The organism is Delftia sp. CH05 (genome assembly GCF_009827015.1).
Lineage (GTDB): Bacteria > Pseudomonadota > Gammaproteobacteria > Burkholderiales > Burkholderiaceae_C > Comamonas > Comamonas tsuruhatensis.
Genome location: NZ_WUMG01000054.1, coordinates 18,708 through 41,960, shown reverse-complemented (window position 1 = coordinate 41,960; position 23,253 = coordinate 18,708). Strand labels below are relative to the sequence as shown.

At 66.9% G+C, this 23,253-nt stretch carries 20 protein-coding genes, 1 tRNA gene and 3 pseudogenes; 9 read left to right on the top strand and 15 right to left on the bottom strand.

Going from position 1 to position 23,253, the window contains the following annotated elements:
- Positions 1–642, bottom strand: a pseudogene (locus tag GRX31_RS26725) (sigma 54-interacting transcriptional regulator); the annotation flags it as partial.
- A gap of 98 nt (positions 643–740) precedes the next feature.
- Between GRX31_RS26725 and GRX31_RS31110 the strand changes: the two are divergent.
- Positions 741–1,471: pseudogene (locus GRX31_RS31110) on the top strand (zinc-binding dehydrogenase); the annotation flags it as partial.
- Positions 1,472–1,540: 69 nt separating this feature from the next.
- On the opposite strand, the gene GRX31_RS26715 reads toward GRX31_RS31110, so the two are convergent.
- Positions 1,541–1,630: transfer RNA gene (locus tag GRX31_RS26715), tRNA-Ser, on the bottom strand.
- A gap of 13 nt (positions 1,631–1,643) precedes the next feature.
- Positions 1,644–2,602 (bottom strand): annotated as a pseudogene (locus GRX31_RS26710) (LysR substrate-binding domain-containing protein).
- Between the two features lie 185 nt (positions 2,603–2,787).
- Here GRX31_RS26710 and GRX31_RS26705 point away from each other — a divergent pair.
- Positions 2,788–3,195, top strand: coding sequence for a tautomerase family protein (locus GRX31_RS26705; protein WP_016448908.1), 408 nt, complete (start codon positions 2,788–2,790; stop codon positions 3,193–3,195).
- Positions 3,196–3,263: 68 nt separating this feature from the next.
- Here the strand turns inward: GRX31_RS26705 and GRX31_RS26700 are convergent, their stop codons facing one another.
- Positions 3,264–4,181, bottom strand: coding sequence for an SPFH domain-containing protein (locus tag GRX31_RS26700; RefSeq protein ID WP_016448907.1), 918 nt, complete (start codon positions 4,179–4,181; stop codon positions 3,264–3,266).
- Positions 4,182–4,308: 127 nt separating this feature from the next.
- On the bottom strand, positions 4,309–4,734 hold the full coding sequence (locus GRX31_RS26695) for an NfeD family protein (protein ID WP_016448906.1): 426 nt from the start codon (positions 4,732–4,734) through the stop codon (positions 4,309–4,311).
- A gap of 151 nt (positions 4,735–4,885) precedes the next feature.
- On the opposite strand from GRX31_RS26695, the gene GRX31_RS26690 reads away from it, so the two are divergent.
- Positions 4,886–7,471: an arginine/lysine/ornithine decarboxylase gene (locus tag GRX31_RS26690; RefSeq protein WP_061287770.1), complete on the top strand. Its 2,586-nt coding sequence runs from the start codon at positions 4,886–4,888 to the stop codon at positions 7,469–7,471.
- Positions 7,472–7,558: 87 nt separating this feature from the next.
- On the opposite strand, the gene GRX31_RS26685 is transcribed toward GRX31_RS26690, so the two are convergent.
- The 3 genes from GRX31_RS26685 to GRX31_RS26675 form a co-directional block, all read right to left on the bottom strand.
- Positions 7,559–8,614, bottom strand: coding sequence for a Bug family tripartite tricarboxylate transporter substrate binding protein (locus GRX31_RS26685; protein ID WP_160855639.1), 1,056 nt, complete (start codon positions 8,612–8,614; stop codon positions 7,559–7,561).
- 145 nt (positions 8,615–8,759) lie between these two features.
- Entirely contained in the window at positions 8,760–10,007 is a 1,248-nt protein-coding gene (locus GRX31_RS26680) for a CaiB/BaiF CoA transferase family protein (protein WP_160855637.1), read from the bottom strand.
- A gap of 39 nt (positions 10,008–10,046) precedes the next feature.
- On the bottom strand, positions 10,047–11,000 hold the full coding sequence (locus tag GRX31_RS26675) for a hydroxymethylglutaryl-CoA lyase (RefSeq protein WP_160855635.1): 954 nt from the start codon (positions 10,998–11,000) through the stop codon (positions 10,047–10,049).
- Between the two features lie 159 nt (positions 11,001–11,159).
- Between GRX31_RS26675 and GRX31_RS26670 the strand changes: the two genes are divergently transcribed.
- Positions 11,160–11,891 (top strand): IclR family transcriptional regulator, encoded by a 732-nt coding sequence (locus tag GRX31_RS26670; protein ID WP_160855633.1) that lies wholly within the window; start codon positions 11,160–11,162, stop codon positions 11,889–11,891.
- A 24-nt stretch (positions 11,892–11,915) separates the two neighbouring features.
- On the opposite strand, the gene GRX31_RS26665 is transcribed toward GRX31_RS26670, so the two are convergent.
- The 4 genes from GRX31_RS26665 to fabI all read right to left on the bottom strand — a co-directional run bounded on the left by GRX31_RS26665 (position 11,916) and on the right by fabI (position 14,726).
- Positions 11,916–12,836: a ZIP family metal transporter gene (locus GRX31_RS26665; protein WP_016452392.1), complete on the bottom strand. Its 921-nt coding sequence runs from the start codon at positions 12,834–12,836 to the stop codon at positions 11,916–11,918.
- Positions 12,837–12,881: 45 nt separating this feature from the next.
- Positions 12,882–13,517: a superoxide dismutase gene (locus GRX31_RS26660; protein WP_160855631.1), complete on the bottom strand. Its 636-nt coding sequence runs from the start codon at positions 13,515–13,517 to the stop codon at positions 12,882–12,884.
- Between the two features lie 67 nt (positions 13,518–13,584).
- Positions 13,585–13,710: a hypothetical protein gene (locus tag GRX31_RS31055; protein ID WP_016452390.1), complete on the bottom strand. Its 126-nt coding sequence runs from the start codon at positions 13,708–13,710 to the stop codon at positions 13,585–13,587.
- Positions 13,711–13,925: 215 nt separating this feature from the next.
- On the bottom strand, positions 13,926–14,726 hold the full coding sequence (gene fabI, locus GRX31_RS26655) for an enoyl-ACP reductase FabI (RefSeq protein ID WP_016448897.1): 801 nt from the start codon (positions 14,724–14,726) through the stop codon (positions 13,926–13,928).
- Positions 14,727–14,837: 111 nt separating this feature from the next.
- Here fabI and GRX31_RS26650 point away from each other — a divergent pair, with 111 nt between their 5' ends.
- The 4 genes from GRX31_RS26650 (at position 14,838) to GRX31_RS26635 (ending at position 20,724) form a co-directional block, all read left to right on the top strand.
- A complete protein-coding gene (locus GRX31_RS26650; protein ID WP_237426785.1) occupies positions 14,838–16,667 on the top strand; it encodes an extracellular solute-binding protein in 1,830 nt (609 codons plus the stop codon).
- A 96-nt stretch (positions 16,668–16,763) separates the two neighbouring features.
- The gene (locus GRX31_RS26645; RefSeq protein ID WP_016448895.1) at positions 16,764–17,792 is read left to right on the top strand and encodes a microcin C ABC transporter permease YejB; all 1,029 of its coding nucleotides are present in this window, start codon (positions 16,764–16,766) and stop codon (positions 17,790–17,792) included.
- Positions 17,793–17,908: 116 nt separating this feature from the next.
- The gene (locus tag GRX31_RS26640; protein WP_237426784.1) at positions 17,909–19,039 is read left to right on the top strand and encodes an ABC transporter permease; all 1,131 of its coding nucleotides are present in this window, start codon (positions 17,909–17,911) and stop codon (positions 19,037–19,039) included.
- Positions 19,036–20,724, top strand: coding sequence for an ABC transporter ATP-binding protein (locus GRX31_RS26635; protein WP_160855627.1), 1,689 nt, complete (start codon positions 19,036–19,038; stop codon positions 20,722–20,724). The genes GRX31_RS26640 and GRX31_RS26635 overlap by 4 nt, the downstream gene beginning before the upstream one ends.
- Before the next feature lie 24 nt (positions 20,725–20,748).
- Here GRX31_RS26635 and GRX31_RS26630 read toward each other — a convergent pair whose 3' ends face one another.
- Positions 20,749–21,375 carry a lipocalin family protein gene (locus GRX31_RS26630; RefSeq protein ID WP_016448892.1) on the bottom strand — a complete coding sequence of 209 codons (627 nt, stop codon included), beginning with the start codon at positions 21,373–21,375 and terminating at the stop codon, positions 20,749–20,751.
- Positions 21,376–21,622: 247 nt separating this feature from the next.
- Between GRX31_RS26630 and GRX31_RS30665 the strand changes: the two genes are divergently transcribed.
- Complete coding sequence (locus tag GRX31_RS30665) at positions 21,623–21,784, top strand: hypothetical protein (protein ID WP_012204826.1); 162 nt, start codon at positions 21,623–21,625, stop codon at positions 21,782–21,784.
- 89 nt (positions 21,785–21,873) lie between these two features.
- Here GRX31_RS30665 and GRX31_RS26625 read toward each other — a convergent pair whose 3' ends face one another.
- A complete protein-coding gene (locus GRX31_RS26625) occupies positions 21,874–22,209 on the bottom strand; it encodes a hypothetical protein (RefSeq protein ID WP_016448891.1) in 336 nt (111 codons plus the stop codon).
- On the bottom strand, positions 22,206–23,195 hold the full coding sequence (locus tag GRX31_RS26620) for a DnaJ C-terminal domain-containing protein (protein ID WP_016448890.1): 990 nt from the start codon (positions 23,193–23,195) through the stop codon (positions 22,206–22,208). Before GRX31_RS26620 ends, GRX31_RS26625 begins: the two co-directional genes overlap by 4 nt.
- Positions 23,196–23,253 lie beyond the last annotated feature (58 nt).

The following is a 23,253-nucleotide window of genomic DNA, read 5'->3' as shown; positions in this document are numbered from 1 at the left end:
GCGCAAGCAGCTGTTCCAGCGCCTGTGCGGCGGGCTCGCCGGCATTGCCAGCCAAGGCGGTGCGCGCTGGTGCGCGGTGCAGCGCATCGTGCAGGTGGTCAGGCAGGTGGTCGGGCTCGATGGTGCCGTCGCCATCGTGGCCGCACAGGGCTGCGGCGTAGCGCAGCGCGTTGTGCAGCTCGCGCAGGTTGCCGGGCCAGGCGTGCGCGGCCAGCACGGCGCGGGCTGCGTCGCCCAGGTGCAGGTGGCTGCCCAGGGTGGCCAGCATCTGGTCGGCAATGGTCTGCAGGTCGCTGCGCAGGCAGGCGAAGCTCGGCCGCGTTGAGGCGGTACAGCAGGTCTTCCCGGAAGCTGCCACGCCGCACCAGCTCGGCCAGCGGCTGGTGCGAGGCCGAGATGAAGCGCACCGCCACCGCCCGTGGCGCGCGCGCCCAAGGGAGTGATTTCGGATTCGGACAGCACCCGCAGCAGCTTGGCCTGCAGGGCCAGGGGCATGTCGCCGATCTCGTCAAGGAACAGCGTGCCCTCGTGTGCCGCAGCAATCAGCCCTTCGCGGCCCTTGCTGGCACCGCCGGTCCAGGTGCCGGGCAGGTAGCCGAACAGCTCGCTCTCCAGCAGTGCCTCGGGAATGGCTGCGCAGTTACCTGCAGCAAGTTCATCACCTGCGGTAAGGCCGAATAGTCGCCATGGGGCGGCTGTGCCGCCCGCCAACCCAGCCTTGCAAAACAGAAAGTTCAATCATGAAAGCAGCACGTTTCCACGACCGGGGCGACATCCGCATCGAGGACATCCCCGAACCCGTGGTGGAGCCCGGCACCGTGGGCATCGAGGTGGCCTGGTGCGGCATCTGCGGCACGGATCTGCATGAGTTCATGGAAGGGCCGATCTTCATCCCGCCCTGCGGCCACCCGCATCCCATCTCGGGCGAGTCCGCATCCATCACCATGGGGCATGAGTTCTCGGGCGTGGTGGCGGGCTGTCCGAGCGGATTGCCGTCAAGCGCCGCTGGGTGCATCCCATCTCCGACGCCATTCCACTGGACCAGGCCGCGCTGATCGAGCCGCTGTCCGTGGGCCACCATGCCTACACCCGCAGCGGAGCGAAGGCCGGCGATGTGGCACTGGTGGGCGGCGCCGGCCCCATCGGCCTGCTGCTGTCGGCCATCCTCAAGGCCAAGGGCCTGACCGTCGTCATCACCGCGCTCAGTGCCAAGCGCAAGCAAAAGGCGCGTGAATCGGGCACATCCTGGACCCCTCCGAGGTGGACGTGGTGGCCGAGGTGATGAAGCTCACCGACGGCAAGGGCGTGGATGTGTCGTTCGAACGTGCACAGCGTGGTCATGAAGCAGCTGGACGTGCGCGGCACCATTGCCTACTGCAACGACCACCAGGAAACCATCAAGCTGGTCGAGGAGGGCAAGATCAACCTCGAGCCCTTCATCATCCAGTGCATCCAGCTCGATGACCTGATGCCTGCCGTGTGGTCACGCTGCGCAAAGAAAAAAGCCCTTGATTGAATCAATCAAGGGCTTAGATCATTTTGGCGGAGAGGGCGGGATTCGAACCCGCGGTGGGGATTAGCCCACACACGCTTTCCAGGCGTGCGACTTAAACCGCTCATCCACCTCTCCGAAGACCGCGATTCTAGCATCGATTTTTTGGGTGGCCGCGAAGTTTCCTGCATGCGTGATCGATATGCCCTGGACGGCTGGCGCTTCGGGCATGGCCCGTGCCTGCGCCTGCAGCCAGTTGCAGAAGATGTCGAGCCGGGTCTGCACCGCAGTGCTGCGGCGCAGCGCCAGGTAGCGGTAGCCGGAGGCCGTGAAGCCGAAGGGCGCCAGCAGGCGACCGGCCTGCACGTCGTCCATCACCAGGTGCCAGGGGGCGACGGCCGCGCCCAGGCCGCGCAGCGCCGCTTCCAGCGTGAAGTAGTAGTGCTCGTAGACGGGGCCGGCCGCTGCGGGCGGGGCCATGTCCATGGAGGCGGCCCACAGGTCCCAGGCGTTGCGCCGGCCGCGCGTGTGCAGCAAGGGGAGGCTGGCCAGGTCTTCAGGCTGCTGGAGGCGTCCTGCCATGGCCGGGGACATCACCGGGCCCAGGTATTCGGCGAAAAGAGGCAGGGACGTCTCGTTGTCTGCAAGGGCCTCGCCGCTGTCGTGCGTGATGGCCGTGATGAGCAGGTCGCAGCCTTCGCGTGCAGCGTCGGTGCCGGTGTCGGTAGTGCGCAGGCGCACCTCGATGCCGGGGTGGTGCGCGTGAAAGTCGAACAGCCGGGGGATCAGCCATTTGACGGTGAAGGTGCTGAAGCAGGCCACGTCCAGAGGTCCTTCGTGGGCGTCGCCCAGGCTGCGCACCGCCTCATGGATCTGCTCGAAGGCCTGGGTCAGCGCCGGCTGCAGGGTGCGCGCTGCCGCGGTGAGCGTGGGGCGGGCCTTGGTGCCTGCGAACAGCGGCAGGCCCAGGTGCTGCTCCAGCTGCCTGACCTGGCGGCTGACGGCGCCGGGCGAGACGCACAGCTCGTCCGCAGCCGCCGTCATGCGGCCCAGGCGTGCGGCGGCTTCAAAGGCGCGCAGGGCGGCCAGCGGGGGCAGGCGGCGGGTCATGGGCCGGGTCATGGGTCGGGTCACGGGGCGGGTGGAGGCTATGTGAGTTCCAGGTACATAGAACCGGCCGAATCATCGCTTTTCAGGCCATGGGCCGGTCGGTAGATTTGCCGCTTCGGCTGGCAATCCTGCGTGGATTCTGGCCGGACTTTCCCTCTCCATTCGATCCCAAAGCACATAGCACCATGCCCTTCGTCCACACCTATCTGCCCCAGTCCACCTCCACTTCCCAGCGCGATGCCGTCGTGCAGGGCATTCACCGCGCCCTGGTGGAGGGCATCGGCATGCCCGAGGACGAACTGTTCAACATGGTGCATCCGTACGCTCCCGGGCAGTTCGCGTTCAGCCGCAGTTTCAACGGGGTAGCGCGTTCGGATGCGGTGGTGGTGGTCGAGATCACCATGCGGCGCGGGCGCAGCGATGCGATGAAGAAGGCCTTGTATGCGGCCATTGCGCGCAATCTGCATGAAGGGGCGGGGGTTGCGCCGGCCGACGTGTTCATCTTCATGCATGAGAACGACTACTCGGACTGGTCCGTGGGCCACGGGCGCTTCGCCATGGGCCTGGTGCAGCAGGTGGGCGCACCCGCCTGATCCGCACAACGCCGCTGCAATGAAAAACGGGCCGCGATGGCCCGTTGTTCATGGCGTGGCGGCGGCTTTCAGCTGGTGCGCTGGCCGGTCTGGATCATCTTCATGGCCGAGGTGATCAGGCTGGAGACTTCGGTCATGTTGCTGGGCACGATCAGCGTGGTGGTGGCATCAGAGGCGACCTGGCCATAGGCCTCGACGGCCTTTTCGGCGACCTTGAGCTGCACGGCCTGCTCGCCACCGGGCTGGCGGATGGCGTTGGCCACGCGTTCGATGGCCTGGGCCGTGGCGTCTGCGACCGCCTTGATGGACTCGGCCTCGCCCTGGGCCTTGTTGATGACGGCCTGCTTCTCGCCTTCGGAGCGGGCGATGAAGGCTTCGCGCTCGCCCGTGGCGATGTTGATCTGTTCCTGGCGGCGGCCTTCGGAGGCTGCGATCAGGGCGCGCTTTTCGCGCTCGGCCGTGATCTGGGCCTGCATGGAGCGCAGGATTTCGGCCGGCGGCGTCAGGTCCTTGATTTCATAGCGCAGCACCTTCACGCCCCAGTTGAGCGCGGCCTCGTCGATGGCGGAGACCACCTGGGCGTTGATCATGTCGCGCTCCTCGAAGGTCTTGTCCAGTTCGAGCTTGCCGATCACGGAACGCAGCGAGGTCTGGGCCAGCTGGGTGACGGCCATGATGTAGTTGGACGAGCCGTAGCTGGCGCGCATGGGATCGGTGACCTGGAAGTAGAGGATGCCGTCCACCTGCAGCTGGGTGTTGTCGCGCGTGATGCAGACCTGGCTGGGCACGTCCAGCGGGATTTCCTTGAGGCTGTGCTTGTAGGCCACGCGGTCCACGAAGGGCACGAGGAAGTTCAGGCCGGGCGTGAGCGTGCCGGCGTACTTGCCGAGGCGTTCCTTGACCCAGGCGTGCTGCTGGGGCACGACCTTGATGGACCGTGCGATGAAGATGGCCGCGATGACCAGAATGACGATGGCGATTTCCATGGTGTCTCCAGGCCCCGGAGGGGCGTTCGGTGAAACAAGAGGGCGGCGGGACGGCTGGCGGATGGTGCCTGCCACTATGCCCGATGCAGATGCCCGCGCCGTGAAGCGCGGGCGTGGGGATGGGCAATCAGAGTTTGTCCACCAGCAGCCGGTTGCCGACGACCTCGGCCACGCGGTGCATGCCGGCAGAGGGCAGGTTGCCCGGGCGGCTGATCACGGTCCATTGGGCGCCGCGGTAGCGGACCTGGGCCGTGCCGTCGGAGTTCCATTGCTCGACCATGACGGATTCGCCGACATCGAGGTTGACGTCGCGGTTGCTGGAGGCGGGCTGGCGGCTGGGCAGGCGCCGGCGCACCAGGTAGCAGGCCAGTACGAAGGCGCTGCCGAGCACGGCGGCAATGACGAGCTGGGCAATGGGCGCCAGGCCCATGTGGGCGCACAGCGCGCCGACGATGGCGCCCAGTGCCAGCATCAGCAGATAGAAGCTGCCGGTCAGCAATTCGGCGATGACCAATGCGCCGGCGACGAGCCACCAGATGGTGGAATATTCCATTCCCAGACTCCCTGTTTATGACGGTTGCTTGTGTTTAGTGCACCACATTCTGGGTGAAAAGCCGCACGCTTCAAAGGCGCAATAAGGATATTCCTTACACTTCGCGCCTGTTTCGTTTTTTAGGCCCGCTCAGGTTACGGAGGCTGCCCCCATGAAGTTTCGCTTTCCCATCGTCATCATCGACGAGGACTACCGTTCCGAGAACACCTCGGGCCTGGGCATCCGCGCCCTGGCACAGGCCATCGAGCAAGAAGGTTTCGAGGTGCTGGGGGTGACCAGCTACGGCGACCTGTCGCAGTTCGCGCAGCAGCAAAGCCGGGCCAGTGCCTTCATCCTGTCCATCGATGACGAGGAGTTCTCGCTGGGTGGCGAAAGCGATCCCGTGATCCACAGCCTGCGCAGCTTCATCGGCGAAGTGCGCCGCAAGAACGCCGATGTGCCGATCTACATCTACGGCGAGACCAAGACCAGCCGCCACCTGCCCAACGACATCCTGCGCGAGCTGCACGGCTTCATCCACATGTTCGAGGACACGCCGGAGTTCGTGGCCAAGCACATCATCCGCGAGGCCAAGAGCTACCTGGAAGGCGTGCAGCCGCCGTTCTTCAAGGCGCTGCTGGACTATGCGGAAGACGGCTCCTACAGCTGGCACTGCCCCGGACACTCGGGCGGCGTGGCCTTCCTCAAGAGCCCCGTGGGCCAGATGTACCACCAGTTCTACGGCGAGAACATGCTGCGCGCCGACGTGTGCAACGCGGTGGAGGAACTGGGCCAATTGCTGGACCACAACGGCGCCATCGGCGAGAGCGAGCGCAATGCCGCGCGCATCTTCAATGCCGATCACTGCTACTTCGTGACCAACGGCACGTCCACGTCGAACAAGATCGTCTGGCACCACGCCGTGGCGCCCGGCGACGTGGTCGTGGTGGACCGCAACTGCCACAAGTCCATCCTGCACTCCATCATCATGACGGGTGCGATTCCGGTGTTCCTCAAGCCCACGCGCAACCACTTCGGCATCATCGGCCCGATCCCGCAAAGCGAGTTCTCGGTGGAGTCCATCCAGGCCAAGATCGCGGCCAATCCGCTGCTCAAGGGCGTGGATGCCAAGACGGTAAAGCCGCGCGTGCTGACGCTGACGCAGTCCACCTACGACGGCGTGCTCTACAACACCGAGACCATCAAGAGCATGCTGGACGGCTATGTGGCCAACCTGCACTTCGATGAGGCCTGGCTGCCGCACGCTGCCTTCCACCCGTTCTATGGCAGCTACCACGCCATGGGCAAGAAGCGCGCGCGCCCCAAGCACTCGGTGGTGTATGCCACGCAGTCCATCCACAAGCTGCTGGCCGGCATCAGCCAGGCATCGCATGTGCTGGTGCAGGACAGCCAGACCGAAAAGCTGGACCACCACCTGTTCAACGAGGCGTACCTGATGCACACCTCGACCAGCCCCCAGTACAGCATCATCGCCAGCTGCGACGTGGCCGCCGCGATGATGGAGCCGCCCGGCGGCACGGCCCTGGTGGAAGAGTCGATTCTGGAGGCGCTGGACTTCCGCCGTGCCATGCGCAAGGTCGAAGACGAGTTCGGCGACGACGACTGGTGGTTCGAGGTCTGGGGCCCCGAGAAGCTGGCCGATGAAGGCGTCGGCTCGGCCCAGGACTGGATCATCCGCGGCCAGGACGCGGCGCCCAAGCGCTCCAAGGCCAAGAACGGCAAGGAGTTCGACAACTGGCACGGCTTTGGCGAACTGGCCGACGGCTTCAACATGCTGGACCCGATCAAGTCCACCATCGTGACGCCGGGCCTGGACCTGGACGGCGATTTCTCGGACACGGGCATCCCGGCCTCCATCGTGACCAAGTACCTGGCCGAGCACGGCGTGGTGGTGGAGAAGACGGGCCTGTACTCGTTCTTCATCATGTTCACCATCGGCATCACCAAGGGCCGCTGGAACACCATGCTGACGGCGCTGCAGCAGTTCAAGGACGACTACGACCGCAACCAGCCGCTGGCACGCATCCTGCCCGAGTTCTGCCAGCAGCACCGCCGCTACGAGCGCATGGGCCTGCGCGACCTGTGCCAGCACGTGCACGAGCTGTACGCCAAGTACGACATCGCCCGCCTGACGACCGAGATGTATCTGTCGGACCTCAAGCCCGCGATGAAGCCCAGCGATGCCTACGCCCACATCGCGCACCGCAAGACCGAGCGCGTGGAGATCGACCACCTGGAAGGCCGCATCACCGTGGGCCTGGTCACGCCGTACCCGCCCGGCATTCCGCTGCTGATCCCCGGCGAGGTGTTCAACCGCAAGATCGTGGATTACCTGCTGTTCGCGCGTGAGTTCGCCAAGGAGTGCCCTGGCTTCGAGACCGACATCCACGGCCTGGTGGAGCTGGAGGACGCGGACGGCGAGGTGCGCTACTACGCCGACTGCGTGGCCCAGGCCGCTCCTGCCCGCAAGGCGCCGGCTGCCGGCAAGTCTGCGGCCGGAAAATCCGCAGCGGCCAAGGCTGCGGCCAAGGCTGCGGCCAAGCCGGCTGCCAAGGCTGCGGCAAAGCCCGCTGCCAAAAAGGCCGTGAAGGCTGCTGCCGTCAAGGCGCCGGCCAAGCGCCCCGCAGCGGCCCGCAAGGCCGGGTCGGCGCCGGAAGTCGGCACGGCTGCCAAGCCGGCGCGTGGCCGCAAGATGGTGCAGGTGGGCGATGATGGCCCCTTCGGCCGCACGATCTGATCGGCTGGCCGGCTGACGACGGCCCGTCAAAAAGGCGCGGTCCCCGCAAGGGGCGCCGCGCCTTTTTTCTTGCCCGCTGTTTGCCGCTCACTCCAGGCGGATCCTGGCATCGCGGATCAGCGCGGCCCAGTCCGTCTGCTCCTTGAGCAGGTACCGGGCCGCGTCCTGCATGCTGCCGCCCAGGGCCGTGCTGCCCTCGGCCTGCAGTTGCTGCTGCACGGCGGGCTGCTGCAGGGCCGCGTTCACGGCGGTATTCATCTTCTGCACGATGGTGGCCGGCGTGCCCTTGGGCGCGACGATCAGTTTCCAGTCCACGGCCTCGAAGCCTGCATAGCCCGACTCGGCCACGGTGGGCACCTCGGGCAGGATGGGCAGGCGCCTGGCCGAGGTCACTGCCAGGGCGCGCAGCTTGCCGCCCTTGAGCAGCGGATAGACGGCCTGGGGCGTGCCGAACATGTAGTGCGTCTGCTTGCCCAGCAGGTCGGTCACGGCCGGCGCTGCGCCCTTGTAGGGCACGTTGAGCACCTGGATGCCGGCCTTGAAGGCCAGCATCTCGCCGGCCAAGTGGCCCACCGTGCCCGTCGATGCCAGTCCCTGGCGGATGCCGCCCGGGTCGGCCTTGGCGGCCTTGACCAGGTCCTGCACCGATTTCCATGGCGAGTCCTGCGGCACGACCAGCACCGTGGGCTGGGCGGCGACCAGGGCCACGGGGATCAGGTCGGTGCGGGGGTTGAAGGGCATGCTGGGCAGCAGGGCGGGGTTGATGGCGAGGTTGGCGGTCTGGCCCATGCCGAAGGTATAGCCATCCGGCGCGGACTTGGCCACCGCATCCAGCCCGATGTTGCCGCCCGCGCCGGGCTTGTTGTCCACCACCACGGTCCATTGGTTCAGCGTGCCCACGCGCTCGCTGATCTGGCGCGCGACCGCGTCCGTGCCGCCGCCCGGCGTGTAGGGCACGACCATGCGCACGGCGCGCGAGGGCCAGTTGCCGGGCTGGGCCTGGGCCGCCAGGGGGAGCAGGGCGGCAGCCAATGCGGGCAGGGCGCACAGCAGCAACTGGCGGCGCGGGGCGGAACAAGGGCGGGCCTGGGTCAGTGTCTGTGTCCGGTTTTGGGCGGCCGGGTTGCGGTGGATGGCGGGCATGGTGTTGTCTCCGGGAATTTTTGGGAAAAGGCCTCCCCGCCGGGCGCGCGGCAAGCGTCGTCCGGTGTGGGGTGGATGGGGTGCAAGGTTGCAGGGGCGCCGCGCGTCGGGTGGACGGCGGCGGCTTCAGTGGCTCAGCCTGGCATCAATGGGAGGCCTTGGCGTGGCTGTCGGTGGCCTCGCCCTGGGCCAGGGCCAGGGCCTGCTCGCTGCTGTAGCCCAGTGCGGTGAGGATCTCCAGGCTGTGCTCGCCCAGGCGCGGGGGCGACAGGCGCACATCCAGGCGCTTGCCGTCCAGCGTGAAGGGCAGCAGCACGGTCTTGGTCTCGCGGCCATCGGGCAGGGTGATGGGGGCCAGCGCGCCCGTGGCGTTCAGGTGCGGGTCTTGCAGCAGGTCCTGCGGGCGTGCGATGGGGGCGAAGGGCAGGCCGTTCTTCTCGAAGACCTCGGCAATGTGGGCGGCGCTGTGCGAGGCCATCTTCTCGCGCAGCAGCGGCATCAGCCAGCTGCGCGCCAGCACGCGGTCGTTGTTGCTGCCAAGGCGCGGATCGTCGCGCAGCTCGCCCAGGCCGAAGGCATCGCAGAACAGGCGCCAGGCGCCGTCGCTGACCACGGCCAGGAAGATCTGCTCGCCGCCCTGGACCTCGAACACGTCGTAGATGGCCCAGGCCGAGATGCGTGCCGGCATGGGCGCGGCCGGCTTGCCGGTGACGGCGAACTGCATCATGTGCTGGGCGACCAGGAAGATGTTGTTCTCGAACAGTGCGCTTTGCACTTCCTGGCCGCGCCCGGTCTTCTCGCGCTGGGCCAGGGCAGCCATCGCGCCCATGGCGCCGAACATGCCGCCCATGATGTCGTTGACGCTGGCACCGGCGCGCAGCGGGTCGCCGGGGCGGCCCGTCATGTAGGCCAGGCCGCCCATCATCTGCACCACCTCGTCCAGCGCCGTGCGGTGCTCGTAGGGGCCGGGCAGAAAGCCCTTGTGGCTCACGTAGATGAGGCGCTCGAAGCGGTCCTTGAGGGTGTGGTAGTCCAGCCCCAGCTTGCGCATGGTGCCGGGCTTGAAGTTCTCGCAGACCACGTCGGCCGTGGCGATCAGGCGCAGCGCGGCCTGCTTGCCTTCCTCGGTCTGCAGGTCCAGCGTCACGCTCTTCTTGTTGCGGTTGAACAGCGGGAAAAAGCCCGAGCCCGAACCCAGCAGCTTGCGCGTGGCATCGCCGTCGCGGCCGTGGCCCACGGGCTCGACCTTGATGACTTCGGCGCCCAGGTCGGCCAGCATCATGCCGCAGGACGGACCCATGACCATGTGGGTGAACTCGACCACGCGGATGCCTGCGTAGGGCAGTGGCGTGGCCTGGCCTGCGGCCGTGTCGGGGGAGGTGGGTTGGCTCATGGGAAAACGGTGAATGAATGTATGGGTTGTCGCCGCGGCTCAGGCCGGTGCGTAGGGGTGGGGCACAAAGCCCTTGGGCAATCCGGCCAGCGGCGTCATGCCGTGCAGCTCCTCGCCGGGCAGGCCAGCGGCCAGCGGCTGGCGGGCGGCGATCAGGCGATCGATGTCCACGCCGGTGCGGATGCCCATGGCCTCGAACATGAAGACCAGGTCTTCGGTGACCACGTTGCCCGAGGCACCGGGCGCGTACGGGCAGCCACCCAGGCCGGCCAGCGAGGCATCGAAGGTGCGCGCGCCAGCCTCGTAGGCGGCCAGGCAGTTGGCCAGGCCCAGGCCGCGCGTATTGTGCATGTGGGCCGCGCCTGCCTGTTCGCCCAGCTCGGCGCGCAGCCGTGTGAACAGGCGCCGCACCTGGGCCGGGTTGGCCATGCCCGTGGTGTCGGACAGGCCCGATTCGTCGGCGCCGGCTGCCACGCAGGCCAGGGCCAGTGCAATCACTTCGTCCTCGGGCACCAGCCCCTGCAGCGTGCAGCCGAAGGCCGTGGAGATGCCCGCCTCGATCAGTGCATGCGGTGCGATCTCGTCGCGCAGCGCGGCAATGGCCCGCACCTCGTCCACCATTTGCATGGGGGTCTTGCGCACATTGGCCATGGAGTGCGCGGGGCTGGCCGATACGGGCAGGGTGACCTTGTGGACGCCGGCGCGCAGCGCAGCCTCGGCGCCGCGCAGATTGGGGACCAGGGCCATCACGGTGACGCCGGGCAGCGTGATGGCGTGGGCGACCACCTCGGCCGCGTCGGCCATCTGGGGCAGCAGCTTGGGCGAGACGAAGGAGCCGACCTCGATCTCCTGCAGGCCCGAATGGGCCAGGGCGTCGATCCACGCCAGCTTGTGCGCTGTGGACATGGTGGAGGCCACGGACTGCAGGCCATCGCGCGGGCCGACTTCGCTGATGAGTACGTCAAAACGGTGGGAGGACATGGGCAGGGACATCCGGTGGTGGGTGGCGATGACCGCAGGATTCGCCTGTTGACATCGGTTGCTTGAGTCGTTCTAATAGATAGAACTTGATTCTCTCTATTGAAATATTCCCTGCTGCACGCGCCATCGTCAAGCCTGCGTGCCTGGGGTTTTCCCTTGGGTGCCTTCGATATGCCTCGCAAATCAGTGACGGAATCGGTAGCCGACGAGAACGCCGCGCCGGGCGGCGTGGCTGCGGTGGACCGGGCCTTGAGCCTGCTGGCCGCCTTTCGCGACGGAGATGACGGGCTGACGCTGGCCCAGCTGTCGGAACGCACGCGCCTGTACAAGAGCACCGTGCTGCGGCTGCTGGCTTCGCTGGAGCATGGCGGCTGGGTGCTGCGCATGGATGATGGCCGCTATGCCGTGGGCCCGGCCGTGGCATGGCTGAACACCGTGTATGCCCGGCATTTCTCGCTGGACAGCGTGGTCATGCCCGTGCTGCGTACCCTGGTGCAGGCCACGGGCGAGAGTGCGGCCTACCACGTGCGCCAGGGGCAGGACCGGCTGTGCCTGTACCGCGTGGATTCGCCCCATCCCGTGCGCGACCATGCGCGCACCGGCGATCTGCTGCCGCTGGGGCAGGGCGCGGGCGGGCGGGTGCTGTCCGCGTTCGATGCCGAGCTGTACGCCGCATCGCGCGGCGGCAGCCGCACGCAGCTGGCCCGCGTGCGCGCCGATGGCTACTGCGCCATGGTGGGAGACAGGCACCGGGAGATCGCCGGGATTTCTGCCCCGGTCTTCAAGCGCGATGGAGAGTTGGCAGCGGCACTGACACTGACCATGCCAGCCCACCGCTACGAGGAGCGCCACGCCCGCCATGTGCTGGCGGCGGCGCGGGAGCTGGGGCTCTTGCTGCCCTGAGCCAGGCGTGCGCGGTGCGCGGACTCAGCCCAGCGCCGTGTCCAGCACCATCATCAGCACAAAGCCCAGCATGAGGCCGCCCGTGGCAAAGGCCTCGTGGCCCTTGCGGTGCGACTCGGGAATGATCTCGTGGCTGATCACGAAGAGCATGGCGCCTGCCGCAAAGCCCAGGCCCCAGGGAAGCAGCGCGGCCGAGCCGCTGACGATGACTGCGCCCAGCACGGCGCCCAGCGGCTCCACCAGGCCCGATGCCATGCCCAGCGCCACGGCAAAGCTGCGCTTGTAGCCCGCAGCCAGCAGGGCCACGGCGACCACCAGGCCCTCGGGCACATCCTGGATGGCAATGCCTGTGGCCAGCGCATTGGCGCGCAGTCCGTCGTTGCCCGCATAGCCCACGCCGATGGCCAGGCCTTCGGGCAGGTTGTGCAGGGCAATGGCAAAGACGAACAGCCAGGTGCGCTGCAGCTTGCGCGCGCCTTGCGGGTCCAGGCCTTCGCGGCCCTTGATGAAGTGCTCGTGCGGCAGCAGCCGGTCCATGAGCATGAGCGCCGCGCCGCCCAGCAGGATTGCCGTGCCGATGACAGCGCCTGCCGCCCAGCTCCCGCCCCCAAACAGGCCCTGCGTACGCACCGCCTCCAGCCCCGGCAGGATCAGCGAGAAGGCGCAGGCCGCCAGCATGACGCCGGCGCCAAAGCCGAACAAGGTGTCCTGCGTGCGCTCGGACAGGCGCTGGGACAGCATCACGGGCACGGTGCCCAGGGCTGTCGCCAGCGCGGCTGCCGAGCCGCCGGCCAGGGCCTGGAAGACCACCGGATGGTTCTGGGCATAGGCCCAGAACTGGCTGGTGAGCGCCCAGGCGCCGGCCATCATGATGGCCAGGCCGATCCACAGGCGGATGTTGGACCGTACGCTGGTCTTGGAGCGGAAGCGTTGTGGCAGATCCATGCTGGTCGGGAATGGGTTGGGGCGTTGGCGGGCAGGCTTGGCCGATCAGCCGCGGGCTGCGGCGTAGCGGCGGGCCACTTCGGCCCAGCTGACTACGTTGTAGAACGCCGCGATGTATTCGGGGCGGCGATTCTGGTACTTGAGGTAGTAGGCGTGTTCCCACACGTCCAGGCCCAGGATGGGGGTGGCTCCGGAGCCGATGCTGGCCATCAGCGGACTGTCCTGGTTGCCGCTGCTTTCCACGGCCAGCTTGCCGTCCTTGCCCACCACGAGCCACGCCCAGCCGCTGCCAAAGCGCGTGAGCGCGGCCTGGGTGAAGGCGGCCTTGAAGGCATCTAAGCCCCCCAGCTCCCTGTCGATGGCCTGGGCCAGCTCGCCCGAGGGGGCGCCTCCGCCACCCTGGTCTGCCGGGGCCATCACGGTCCAGAACAGGCTGTGGTTGGCATGGCCGCCGCCGTTGTTGCGCACGGCGCCGCGCACGCCTTCGGGCAGCAGGGACAGGTCGGCGATCAGCTGCTCCACGGGCTGGCTGCCGTGCGGCGTGTCCTTGAGTGCGGCATTCAGGTTGTTCACATAGGTCTGATGGTGCTTGGTGTAGTGGATCTCCATGGTCTGCGCATCGATATGGGGCTCCAGCGCGTCGTAGGCGTAGTTCAGGGGAGGCAGGGTGTAGTTGCTCATGTGGTTTCTTTCAGGGACTACGGGGGAAATCGGTGCGTCGTAAGGCGTGTGGGGGCGAGACCTGCAGTCAGTGCGCCAGCCGCGAGGGCGGGGCCGTTGCCGCGATGTCGAAGACCCGGGACGAGGCCGGCTGTGCCGCATCGATAGGGGCTGGAACGGGAGAGGGCAGGCTGAGGTCAGGGGTTGCTTGCATCTCTGCTGGCTCCGAGGGTTTCAGAGATTCCTTGATATTGATCTGAGAATTGTATTATTCATGAGAATCATTCTCATTCAAAACAAAAATGACTTCAGTCAAGCCGATGTGTATTTCCTTGCGCGTGCAGGCAGGACCCGCAGTCGTGGGTTCCGGGCGAAAAAAAGCCCCGCAGGCGGCAATGCCTGCGGGGCCGGTCGGGTGGCGGTGGCCGCTTAGACCTGGTCGGCCGACAGGCCTGCAGTCTGGCTGAAGCCGCCGTCCACGTAGGTGATCTCGGCCGTCACGCCCGAGGCCAGGTCGGACAGCAGGAAGGCGGCCACATTGCCCACATCCTCGATGGTCACGTTGCGGCGCAGCGGCGATGCATCGGCCACGCGGCCCAGCAGCTTGCCGAAGTCCTTGATGCCCGATGCGGCCAGCGTCTTGATGGGACCGGCCGAGATGCCGTTGGCGCGGATGGCGCGGCCGTCTGCCGTGCGGCCCACGGCCTCGGCCAGGTAGCGCACCGAGGCTTCCAGCGATGCCTTGGCCAGGCCCATGGTGTTGTAGTTGGGGATGGAGCGCAGCGCGCCCAGGTACGACAGCGTCAGCAGTGAGGACTTGTCGTTGAGGTAAGGCAGGGCCGCCTTGGCCATCGCGGGGAAGCTGTAGGCGCTGATGTCGTGCGCGATCTTGAAGCCCTCGCGCGACAGGCCTTCCAGGAAGTTGCCGGCGATGGCCTCGCGCGGCGCGAAGCCGATGCTGTGCACGAAGCCGTCGAACTTGCCCCAGGTGGCGCCCAGGTCGGCGAACAGCTTGTCGATCTGGGCGTCGTCAGCCACGTCGCAGTCGAAGATCAGCTTGGAGTCGAATTCTGCGGCGAACTCGGTGATGCGGTCCTTGAAGCGCTCGCCCACATAGCTGAACGCCAGCTCCGCGCCCTGTGCGTGGCAGGCCTTGGCGATGCCGTAGGCGATGGAGCGGTTGGACAGAACGCCCGTGATCAGCAGTTTTTTACCGGCGAGAAAGCCCATTGTTGTTCTCCAGAGGAAGTGAGTGGAAGTGCGCAGCAGCTGGCGGCGAAGGCGGGGCCCCGCGTCAGCGTTTGCCAGCGGGCGGCTGGCTGCGTGGTGCAGAATTGTCGCATGCGCCATTGGATGATTTCTTCGCTGCTGCTGGCCTCGGCGTGTGTGCCGGCGTGGGGCTCGCATGCCTATGCCCTGTGGGGAGAGCCCCGCTATGCCGAGGGCTTCAGCCATTTCGACTATGTCAACGCCAAGGCCCCCAAGGGCGGCGAGCTGCGCCTGGTGAGCAACCTGCGCATCTCCACCTTTGACAAGTACAACCCGTTCACCATCAAGGGATCGTCTCCGGCCTATCTGGCCGAACTGATGTTCGACACCCTGCTGTGGCCCTCGCTGGACGAGACCGCCACGGGCTACGGACTGCTGGCAGAGGATGTGCAGGCTGCCCCCGACGGCCTGTCTGCCACGTTCCGGCTGCGGCCGCAAGCGCGCTTTCACAACGGCAAGCCCGTGCTGGCTGCCGATGTCAAGTTCAGCTATGACACGCTGGTGGGGCCGCACGCATTGCCTGGCTACCGATCGCTGTTCTTCGATGTGGCGGGGGTCGACGTGCTGGATGAACGCACGGTGCGCTTTCGCTTCAAGCAGCCGAACCGGGAACTGCCGCTGGTTGTGGGCGCCATTCCCGTCTTCAGCCGCGACTGGGGCATGGAAAACGGCAAGCCCAAGCCCTTCGACCAGGTGGTGACGGATACGCCCATCGGCAGTGGGCCCTACAGGATAGGACCTGTGCGCTTCGGCAAGGACATCACCTATGTGCGCGACCCGGACTACTGGGGGCGCGATCTGCCCGCGCGCGTGGGCACGGCCAATTTCGACCGCATCTCCGTCAAGATCTACCGCGACAACACGGCGAAGCTGGAAGCGCTGAAGGCCGGCGAGTTCGACCTGATGCGTTTTTACAGCGCTGGCGACTGGGCGCGGCGCCTGTACGGCAAGCGCTTCGATCGGGGCGAGCTGGTCAAGGGCGAATTCAGCAACAAGCTGCCCTCGGGGTTCCAGAGCTATGTGCTCAACACCCGGCGCCCTTTGCTGCAGGACGTGCGCGTTCGCCGTGCGCTGGACCTGGCCCTGGACTACGAATGGATGAACCGGCAGATGTTCTACGGCTCCTACCAGCGCGTGCGCGGGCTGTTCGGCAACACGGCCTGCGAGACCCATGGCGAGCCCTCGCCAGAGGAGCTGGCGCTCATGGAGCCCTTGCGCAAGAGCATTCCGCCGGAGGCTTTCGGCTCCATGGCCGAGCCGCCGCGCACCGATGGCAACAACTCGCTGCGTGCCAACCTGCGCCAGGCGCGGCAATTGCTGGCCGATGCTGGCTGGACCATTCAGGATGGCGTGCTGCGCAATGCGCGGGGCCAGGCCATGGAGCTGGAGTACCTGGACAGCAGCGAGTCGGGCATACGCCAGGTCTCGCCCTGGATACGCAATCTGGAAAAGCTGGGCATACGGCTGCGCTTTCGTTCGGCGGACTTCGCGCTGTACCAGCAGCGCGTGGAGAAGTTCGACTACGACATCATCTCCATTGCCTACCAGGGCACGAACAACCCGGGCCAGGAATTCGCCGACCTGTTCGGCAGTCGGGCGGCGGACACGGACGGCTCGGGCAATTTTCCCGGAGTCAAGAATCCCGCCGTCGATGCCTTGATCCGGCGCATGACCGAGGCCAAGACCGAGGCGCAGCTGTTGCCCGCGTGCCACGCACTGGAGCGTGTCATCGCGCATGGACACTACCTGATTCCGCAGTGGAGCGCGGGAACGCACCGCATGGTCTACGACTCCTGGCGGCTGGTGCGGCCCGCCGTGGTTCCCGCCTACGCCAAGGGCGAGAGCTGGGCCATGGATACCTGGTGGGCCCGCATGCCGGTGCTGACCGCGCCGCCTCCATGAGCGGGCGCTGCCGCCGCATCGTTGCGATCCGTTGCATGATGGGCACGCTCCCGGGCCGGGGTGCCCCCCGGCAATCGACATAATGCAGGACTTCTTATGTGGGCCTACATACTCAAACGCTTGCTGCTGATGGTGCCGACCCTGCTGGGCGTGCTGCTGCTGACCTTCGTGGTCGTGCAGTTCGTGCCCGGTGGCCCGGTGGAGCAGTACCTTGCCGAAGCCAAGGCCAGCGTGGGCCGTGGCGGCGAAGGCGGTGGCCTGGCCTACCGTGGCAACCAGGGGGTGGACCCACAGCGCATAGAGCAGATCAAGGCCCTCTACGGGTTTGACAAGCCGGCCCATGAGCGCTTCTTCCAGATGCTCGGGCAGTTCGCGCGGTTCGACCTGGGGCGCAGTTTCTTTCAGAACAAGGATGTCTGGCAGCTGATCAAGGAGAAGCTGCCGGTCTCGGCCAGCCTGGGCCTGTGGACCTTTTTCATCAGCTACCTCGTGGCCGTGCCCCTGGGCATTGCCAAGGCCGTGCGTGCCGGCTCGCGTTTCGACTTCTTCACCACGCTGCTGATCCTGGTGGGCTATGCGATTCCGGGCTTTGTGCTGGGCGTGGCGCTGCTGGTGATCTTCGGCGGGCAGCTGCAATGGTTTCCGCTGCGCGGGCTGACCTCGGCCAACTGGGATGAGCTGTCCTGGGGCGCGCGCATCGTGGACTATCTATGGCATATCGCGCTGCCGGTCACGGCCATGGTGGCGGGCAGCTTCGCCATCACCGCCATGCTCACCAAGAATGCCTTTCTGGAAGAGATCCGCAAGCAATATGTGCTGACAGCCCGCGCCAAGGGCCTGTCGGAGCGGCAGGTGCTTTATCGGCATGTGCTGCGCAATGCGCTGATTCCCATCGTCACCGGCTTTCCGGCCGCCTTCATCGGTGCCTTCTTCACGGGCTCGCTGCTGATAGAAACGCTGTTCTCGCTGGACGGCCTGGGCCTGCTCAGCTATGACAGCGTGATACGGCGCGACTATCCCGTGGTGCTGGGCACGCTGTACCTGTTCACGCTGATCGGCCTGGTGACCAAGCTGGTCAGCGATCTTTGTTATGTGTGGGTGGATCCGCGTGTACGGTTTGACTAGGTACCTTCCGAGCCGCTTCGCGGCTTGCCCGGTATGCACGGCGCCCTGTATCGCGGGGGGCGGACGGGCGGCGCGTGGCGCCGGGCTTCGTTTCCTGGAGCGACATGGACACTGAAATGCAATCCGTTGTGGTTTCTGGAACGGGGCTGCCAGGGGCTGGGGCGCCTGCACCGCTGGCGGCGGCGGCGGTTTCGCCGGCGCGGCGGGCCTGGCTGCGGTTCAGGCGCAATCGGCTGGGATATTGGAGCCTGGTCGCTTTTTGCGTGATGGTGGTGCTGAGCCTGGGCGCCGAGCTGATCAGCAACGACCGGCCCCTGGTGGTGCGCTACGAAGGCCAGACCTACTGGCCGCTGTGGAACGATTATTCCGAGAAGACCTTCGGCGGCGACTTCGAGACGGCGGCCGACTATCTGGATCCCTACATCCGGGATCGCCTGAGCCAGGGTGGCAACTGGGCGCTGTACACGCTCAATCCCTACGGACCGCAGGCGCTCAACTACTTTGCGAGCTTGCCCAATCCGGCGCCGCCCTCGCGCGAGAACCTGCTGGGCACGGATGATCGCGGGCGCGATCTGCTGGCGCAACTGATCTACGGCTTTCGCGTGAGCGTGCTGTTTGCGCTGGCGCTGACGGCCTCCGGCGTGGTGCTGGGCGTGGTGACGGGGGCCATCCAGGGCTTTTTCGGCGGCAGGACCGATCTGGCGTTTCAGCGCTTCATCGAGATCTGGGGCTCCATGCCCGAGCTGTATCTGCTGATCATCTTCAGCGCGGTGCTGGCGCCCAGCGTCTCGCTGCTGCTGGTGCTGCTGTCGCTGTTCGGCTGGATGGGGCTGTCGGACTATGTGCGGGCCGAATTCCTGCGCAACCGCCAGCTCGACTACGTGAAGTCGGCGCGTGCGCTGGGCGTGGGCAATGGCGCGCTGATCTGGCGCCATCTGCTGCCCAACAGCATGACGCCCGTGGTCACCTTTTTGCCGTTTCGCATGAGTGCAGCCATCCTGGCGCTGACTTCGCTTGATTTCCTGGGCCTGGGCGTTCCGCCCGATACGCCCAGCCTGGGCGAGTTGCTGAGCCAGGGCAAGAACAGCATCGATGCCTGGTGGATCTCGCTGTCCACCTTTGCGGTGCTGGTGGTGACGCTGCTGCTGCTGACCTTCATGGGCGATGCGCTGCGCGATGCCCTGGACCCGCGCAAGGCCGCTGCCACCGATGCAGCCCCGGCCGCTGATGCGAAGGACGCCGCATGAACGCAGAGCAGCCGGCAATGGACATGCCTTCCGCCCCCGGTCGTGGCCGGACGCTGCTGTCTGTGCGCAACCTGCGCGTGCGCTTTGGCAGCAAGGACGTGGTGCACGGCGTGAGCTTCGATCTGGCGGCCGGTGAGAAGCTGGCGCTGGTGGGTGAGTCCGGTTCGGGCAAGACCATCACGGCGCTGTCCCTGCTGCGGCTGGCCGGTGACGCCCAACTGGGCGGGCAGGCGCTTTTCGACGGCCGCGACCTCCTGCGCCTGCCCGAGCGCGAGATGCGGGCCGTGCGCGGCGGCGACGTGGCCATGATCTTCCAGGAGCCCATGACGGCGCTCAATCCGCTGATGACCGTGGGCGAACAGGTGGGCGAGGTGCTGCGCCTCAAGCAGGGGCTGACGCGGGCGCAGTCCCTGGCCCAGGCGGCCGAACTGCTGGCGACCACGGGCATTGCCGAGCCCGTGCGCCGTGCCCGCGCCTTTCCGCATCAGCTCAGCGGCGGCCAGCGTCAGCGCGCCATGATCGCCATGGCACTGGCCAGCAGCCCGCGCCTGCTGCTGGCCGATGAGCCGACCACGGCGCTCGACGTCACGCTGCGCGGACAGATCCTGCAATTGCTCGATGACCTGCAACGCCAGACCGGCATGGCCGTGCTGATGATCACCCACGACCTGCACCTGGTGCGGCGCTTTGCCGATCGCGTGGCGGTGATGGAGCGCGGGCAGCTGGTGGAGCAGGGCGAGGTGCCGGCGGTCATGGCAGCTCCGCGCCATGCCTACACGCGCAAGCTGCTGGCCAGTGTGCCGCGCCGCGATCTGGTCGAGGCGCAGGCCGGTACACCGGGGGCGGCTCCCGAGCCGCTGGTCCATGCGCAGGGCCTCAAGGTCAGCTACCCGGTGCCGTTGACGGGCGTGCGCGGCTGGTTTGGCCAGGGGCGTTTTGTTGCCGTGCAGTCCGCCGACCTGGACCTGATGCCCGGGCGCACCGTGGGTGTGGTCGGGAAGTCGGGCTCGGGCAAGTCCACGCTGGCCCAGGCCGTGCTGGGACTGCTGCCGCATGAAGGCCAGCTGCGCATCGCTGGCCAGGCCTGGAGGCAGCCGGCCACGCGCAACTCGCCGGCCAATCTTGCGCTGCGGCGCAAGGTGCAAGTGGTGTTCCAGGACCCGTATTCATCGCTGTCGCCACGGCTGACGCTGGAGCAGATCGTTGGCGAGGGCCTGCGCGTGCACGCCCCGGCGCTCACGGGGCGGCAGCGCCGTGACCGTGTCGTGGACATGCTGTCTGCCGTCGGGCTGACGGATGAGCAGTTCCCCGGTCTGCTCGATCGCTATCCGCATGAGTTCTCCGGGGGCCAGCGCCAGCGTATCGCCATTGCGCGTGCCCTGGTGCTGGAGCCTGAAGTGCTGGTGCTTGACGAGCCCACCAGTGCGCTGGATGTGACCATTCAGCAGCAGGTGCTGGGCCTGCTGCAGCGGCTGCAGCGGGAACGTGGCCTGGCCTATCTGCTCATCACGCACGATGTGGACGTGATCCGCGCCATGGCCCATGACGTGGTGGTGATGAAGGATGGTGCCATCGTCGAATCCGGCCCCGTGGCCCAGGTGCTGGGCGCGCCGCGTGAGTCCTATACCCAGCGGCTGGTGGAGGCTGCTGGCTTTTCGGGTGACGGCATGCCCGAAGGGTTCTGAGTTTGCCGGCCTGCCGCCGGGCCGCTACCAGCTGCCTGTGGGATTGACCCCGTCCTGAAGAATCCACTGCACCTTGTCCACGGGCACGCCCAGCAGCCGGGCCTGGGCCAGCAGGCGCGCTGCCACGCCATCGGGCAGTTCAGGGGTGCGCGAAAGAATCCAGAAATAGCGCAGGTCCGAGCCGACCACCATGGCCCAGCGGTAGTCGGCATCCAGGGCCACCACGTTGTAGCCGCCGTAGAACGGTCCGAAGAACGAGACCTTGAGCGCCGCAACGCCGGGGCCATGCACCGTGCGGGCCTTGCCTTCAGCGGACTTCCAGCGCCGGCGGCCTGCGTCGTAGCCCCGGTTCAGCACATGCACGCTTCCATCGGGAAGCGGCGTGTATTCGGCCTGGGTGCGCTCCAGGCCTTTTTCGAAGCGGTGGTCTATGCGGGCCACCTCGTACCAGCGGCCCATGTAGCGCTGGATGTCCCAGCCGCGTACGGGCTCCACTGTGGCAGGAATGGGCGGGTTGCGCAGGCCCTTCCAAAGCAAGGCGGCTGCAGCGGCCCCGACGGCAAGCCCAGCCAGGCCTGCCGCGGGCCGAACCCAGGCAGGGCGGGGTGTGGACGGGGTGGTGACTTCTGTGCGTGGTTGGCGGGGTGACATCGTGCGGAACTCCGTGTTCAGGCAGGAGCGCATGCCAGGGGCATCATGTGCGCTTGGCAGCGTGCTCCTACTTTAGGACAGAACGCCGGGCCGCGGTGTAGGCCGGCGCTGCCGGAACTGCGGCTGTGCGGGCTGCGCAACGCAGGAACTTTCCCTATGCCGGAGCAGGCCATGTGTTTTTTTATGCGCGGGCCTGCAGGTCTATGGCCTAATTGCGCGTTCTCATTTTTTTGAAGAAGGAAATGCCATGGGCAACAAGATCGTTACCGAAGCCGACCGCAAGTTCACTCCCCAGCCTCCCCTGCCCAACGGCGTCACCCTGCCGACGCCCGGCCGTGGCCAGCGCGTGAGCCGCGCCCGTGGCGCCCACACCCATACCAAGAAGAACCCCGGCAAGCGTCACCGCTGAGCACGGCGGGCCGCATGCATGCCTGCTGCGGCCGCGTTCTGAAAGCAAGAGCCCTCGAAAGAGGGCTTTTGCTTTTGGGGCGAATGCGCTCAGTGCTGCAGTGCCTGGAGCTTGCGGCGCAGCATCTGCACTTCCTCGATCAGGTCCGCCGTCAGCGCGGCCAGTTGAGGGTCGGCATCGAAGCTGTGCTCCAGATGGGCTATGCGGCGCGCACGCACCAGCATGTGGCTGCTGAAGCGCCACTGTGCCTGCGCGTCGGCCGCGTCGCCGGCCGGCTCGTTCTCGCAGTACAGCACCCCGGTCTGCACGCGCTCCACCACCCAGGCGGTGTTGCGCTGGCAGTGGCGGGCGAGATCGTGCAGATCCAGTGCGCCTTCATCCAGCAGTTCTGCAGGTTCGTAGAAGGGATACAGCGGCGTGCTCATCGCGAGGCTCCTTGGCCCGTGCCGTGCTGGCGGGCATCGAACGAGGGGAAGGCCTGGGCCAGTGCCTCATAGGCCTTTCGCTGGGCGTCGGTCTGCGGCTCCGGCAGGCTGATGCCCAGCACCAGATACAGATCGCCTGGCGTGGCGGCGGGCAAGCCCTTGCCCTTGATCCGCAGCTTGCGGCCTGCGCGGCTGCCGGCAGGGATGCCGACATCGAATTCGCCGGCAATCGTGGCGAGACGGACCGTGCCGCCCAGCGCGGCTTCCCAGGGCGCGAGCGCGATGGGCTGATAGACGTCCTTGCCCTCGGCCCACCAGCGCGGGTCGTGGCGCAGATGCACCTGCAGCAGCAGGTCGCCTGCAGGACCCTTGCCCAGGCCCTGGCCGCCCTGGCCTGCCAGGCGGATCATCTGGCCCTCGCGCACGCCCTTGGGAATGCTGACCTGCAATTCCTTGTCCCGCGCCACCGGCCGCCCGTCCTCATCCAGCACCGTGCTGCGCAGGTGCAGGCTGCGCTGGGCGCCGTGGTAGCTGTCCAGCAGGTCCAGCTCGATGCTGGCGTGCTGGTCCTGCCCCCGCAGGTCGGGTGGAGGTCGGTGCTGCCCGCCGCCCGCATGGCGCGCGCGGGCGCCCTGGCCGAACATCTGCGAGAAGAATTCGCTGAAATCCGCATCGCCGTCCGGCATGGCGCCATCGCCGCTGCGAAAGTGGAAGTCCTGACCTTCCCAGTCCGGTGGCGGCTGGAATCCGCCGGCGCCTGCGCTGCGGCGGGGCGCATCGGCCAGCGCGTCGTAGGCCGCACGCTTTTCGGGATCGGACAGCACGGCGTTGGCTTCATTGATCTCGGCCATGCGTTGCGAGGCATCCGCTTCCTTGCTGATGTCCGGGTGGTACTTGCGCGCCAGCTTGCGGTAGGCCTTCTTGATCTCGTCAGCACTGGCCTGCCGGTCCACGGCCAGGATGCGGTAGTAGTCCTTGTATTCCATGAATTTCCGTCCTCCAGCCCTTGCGGGCGATGTTCTGGACAAGCCAGAAGCCAGCATA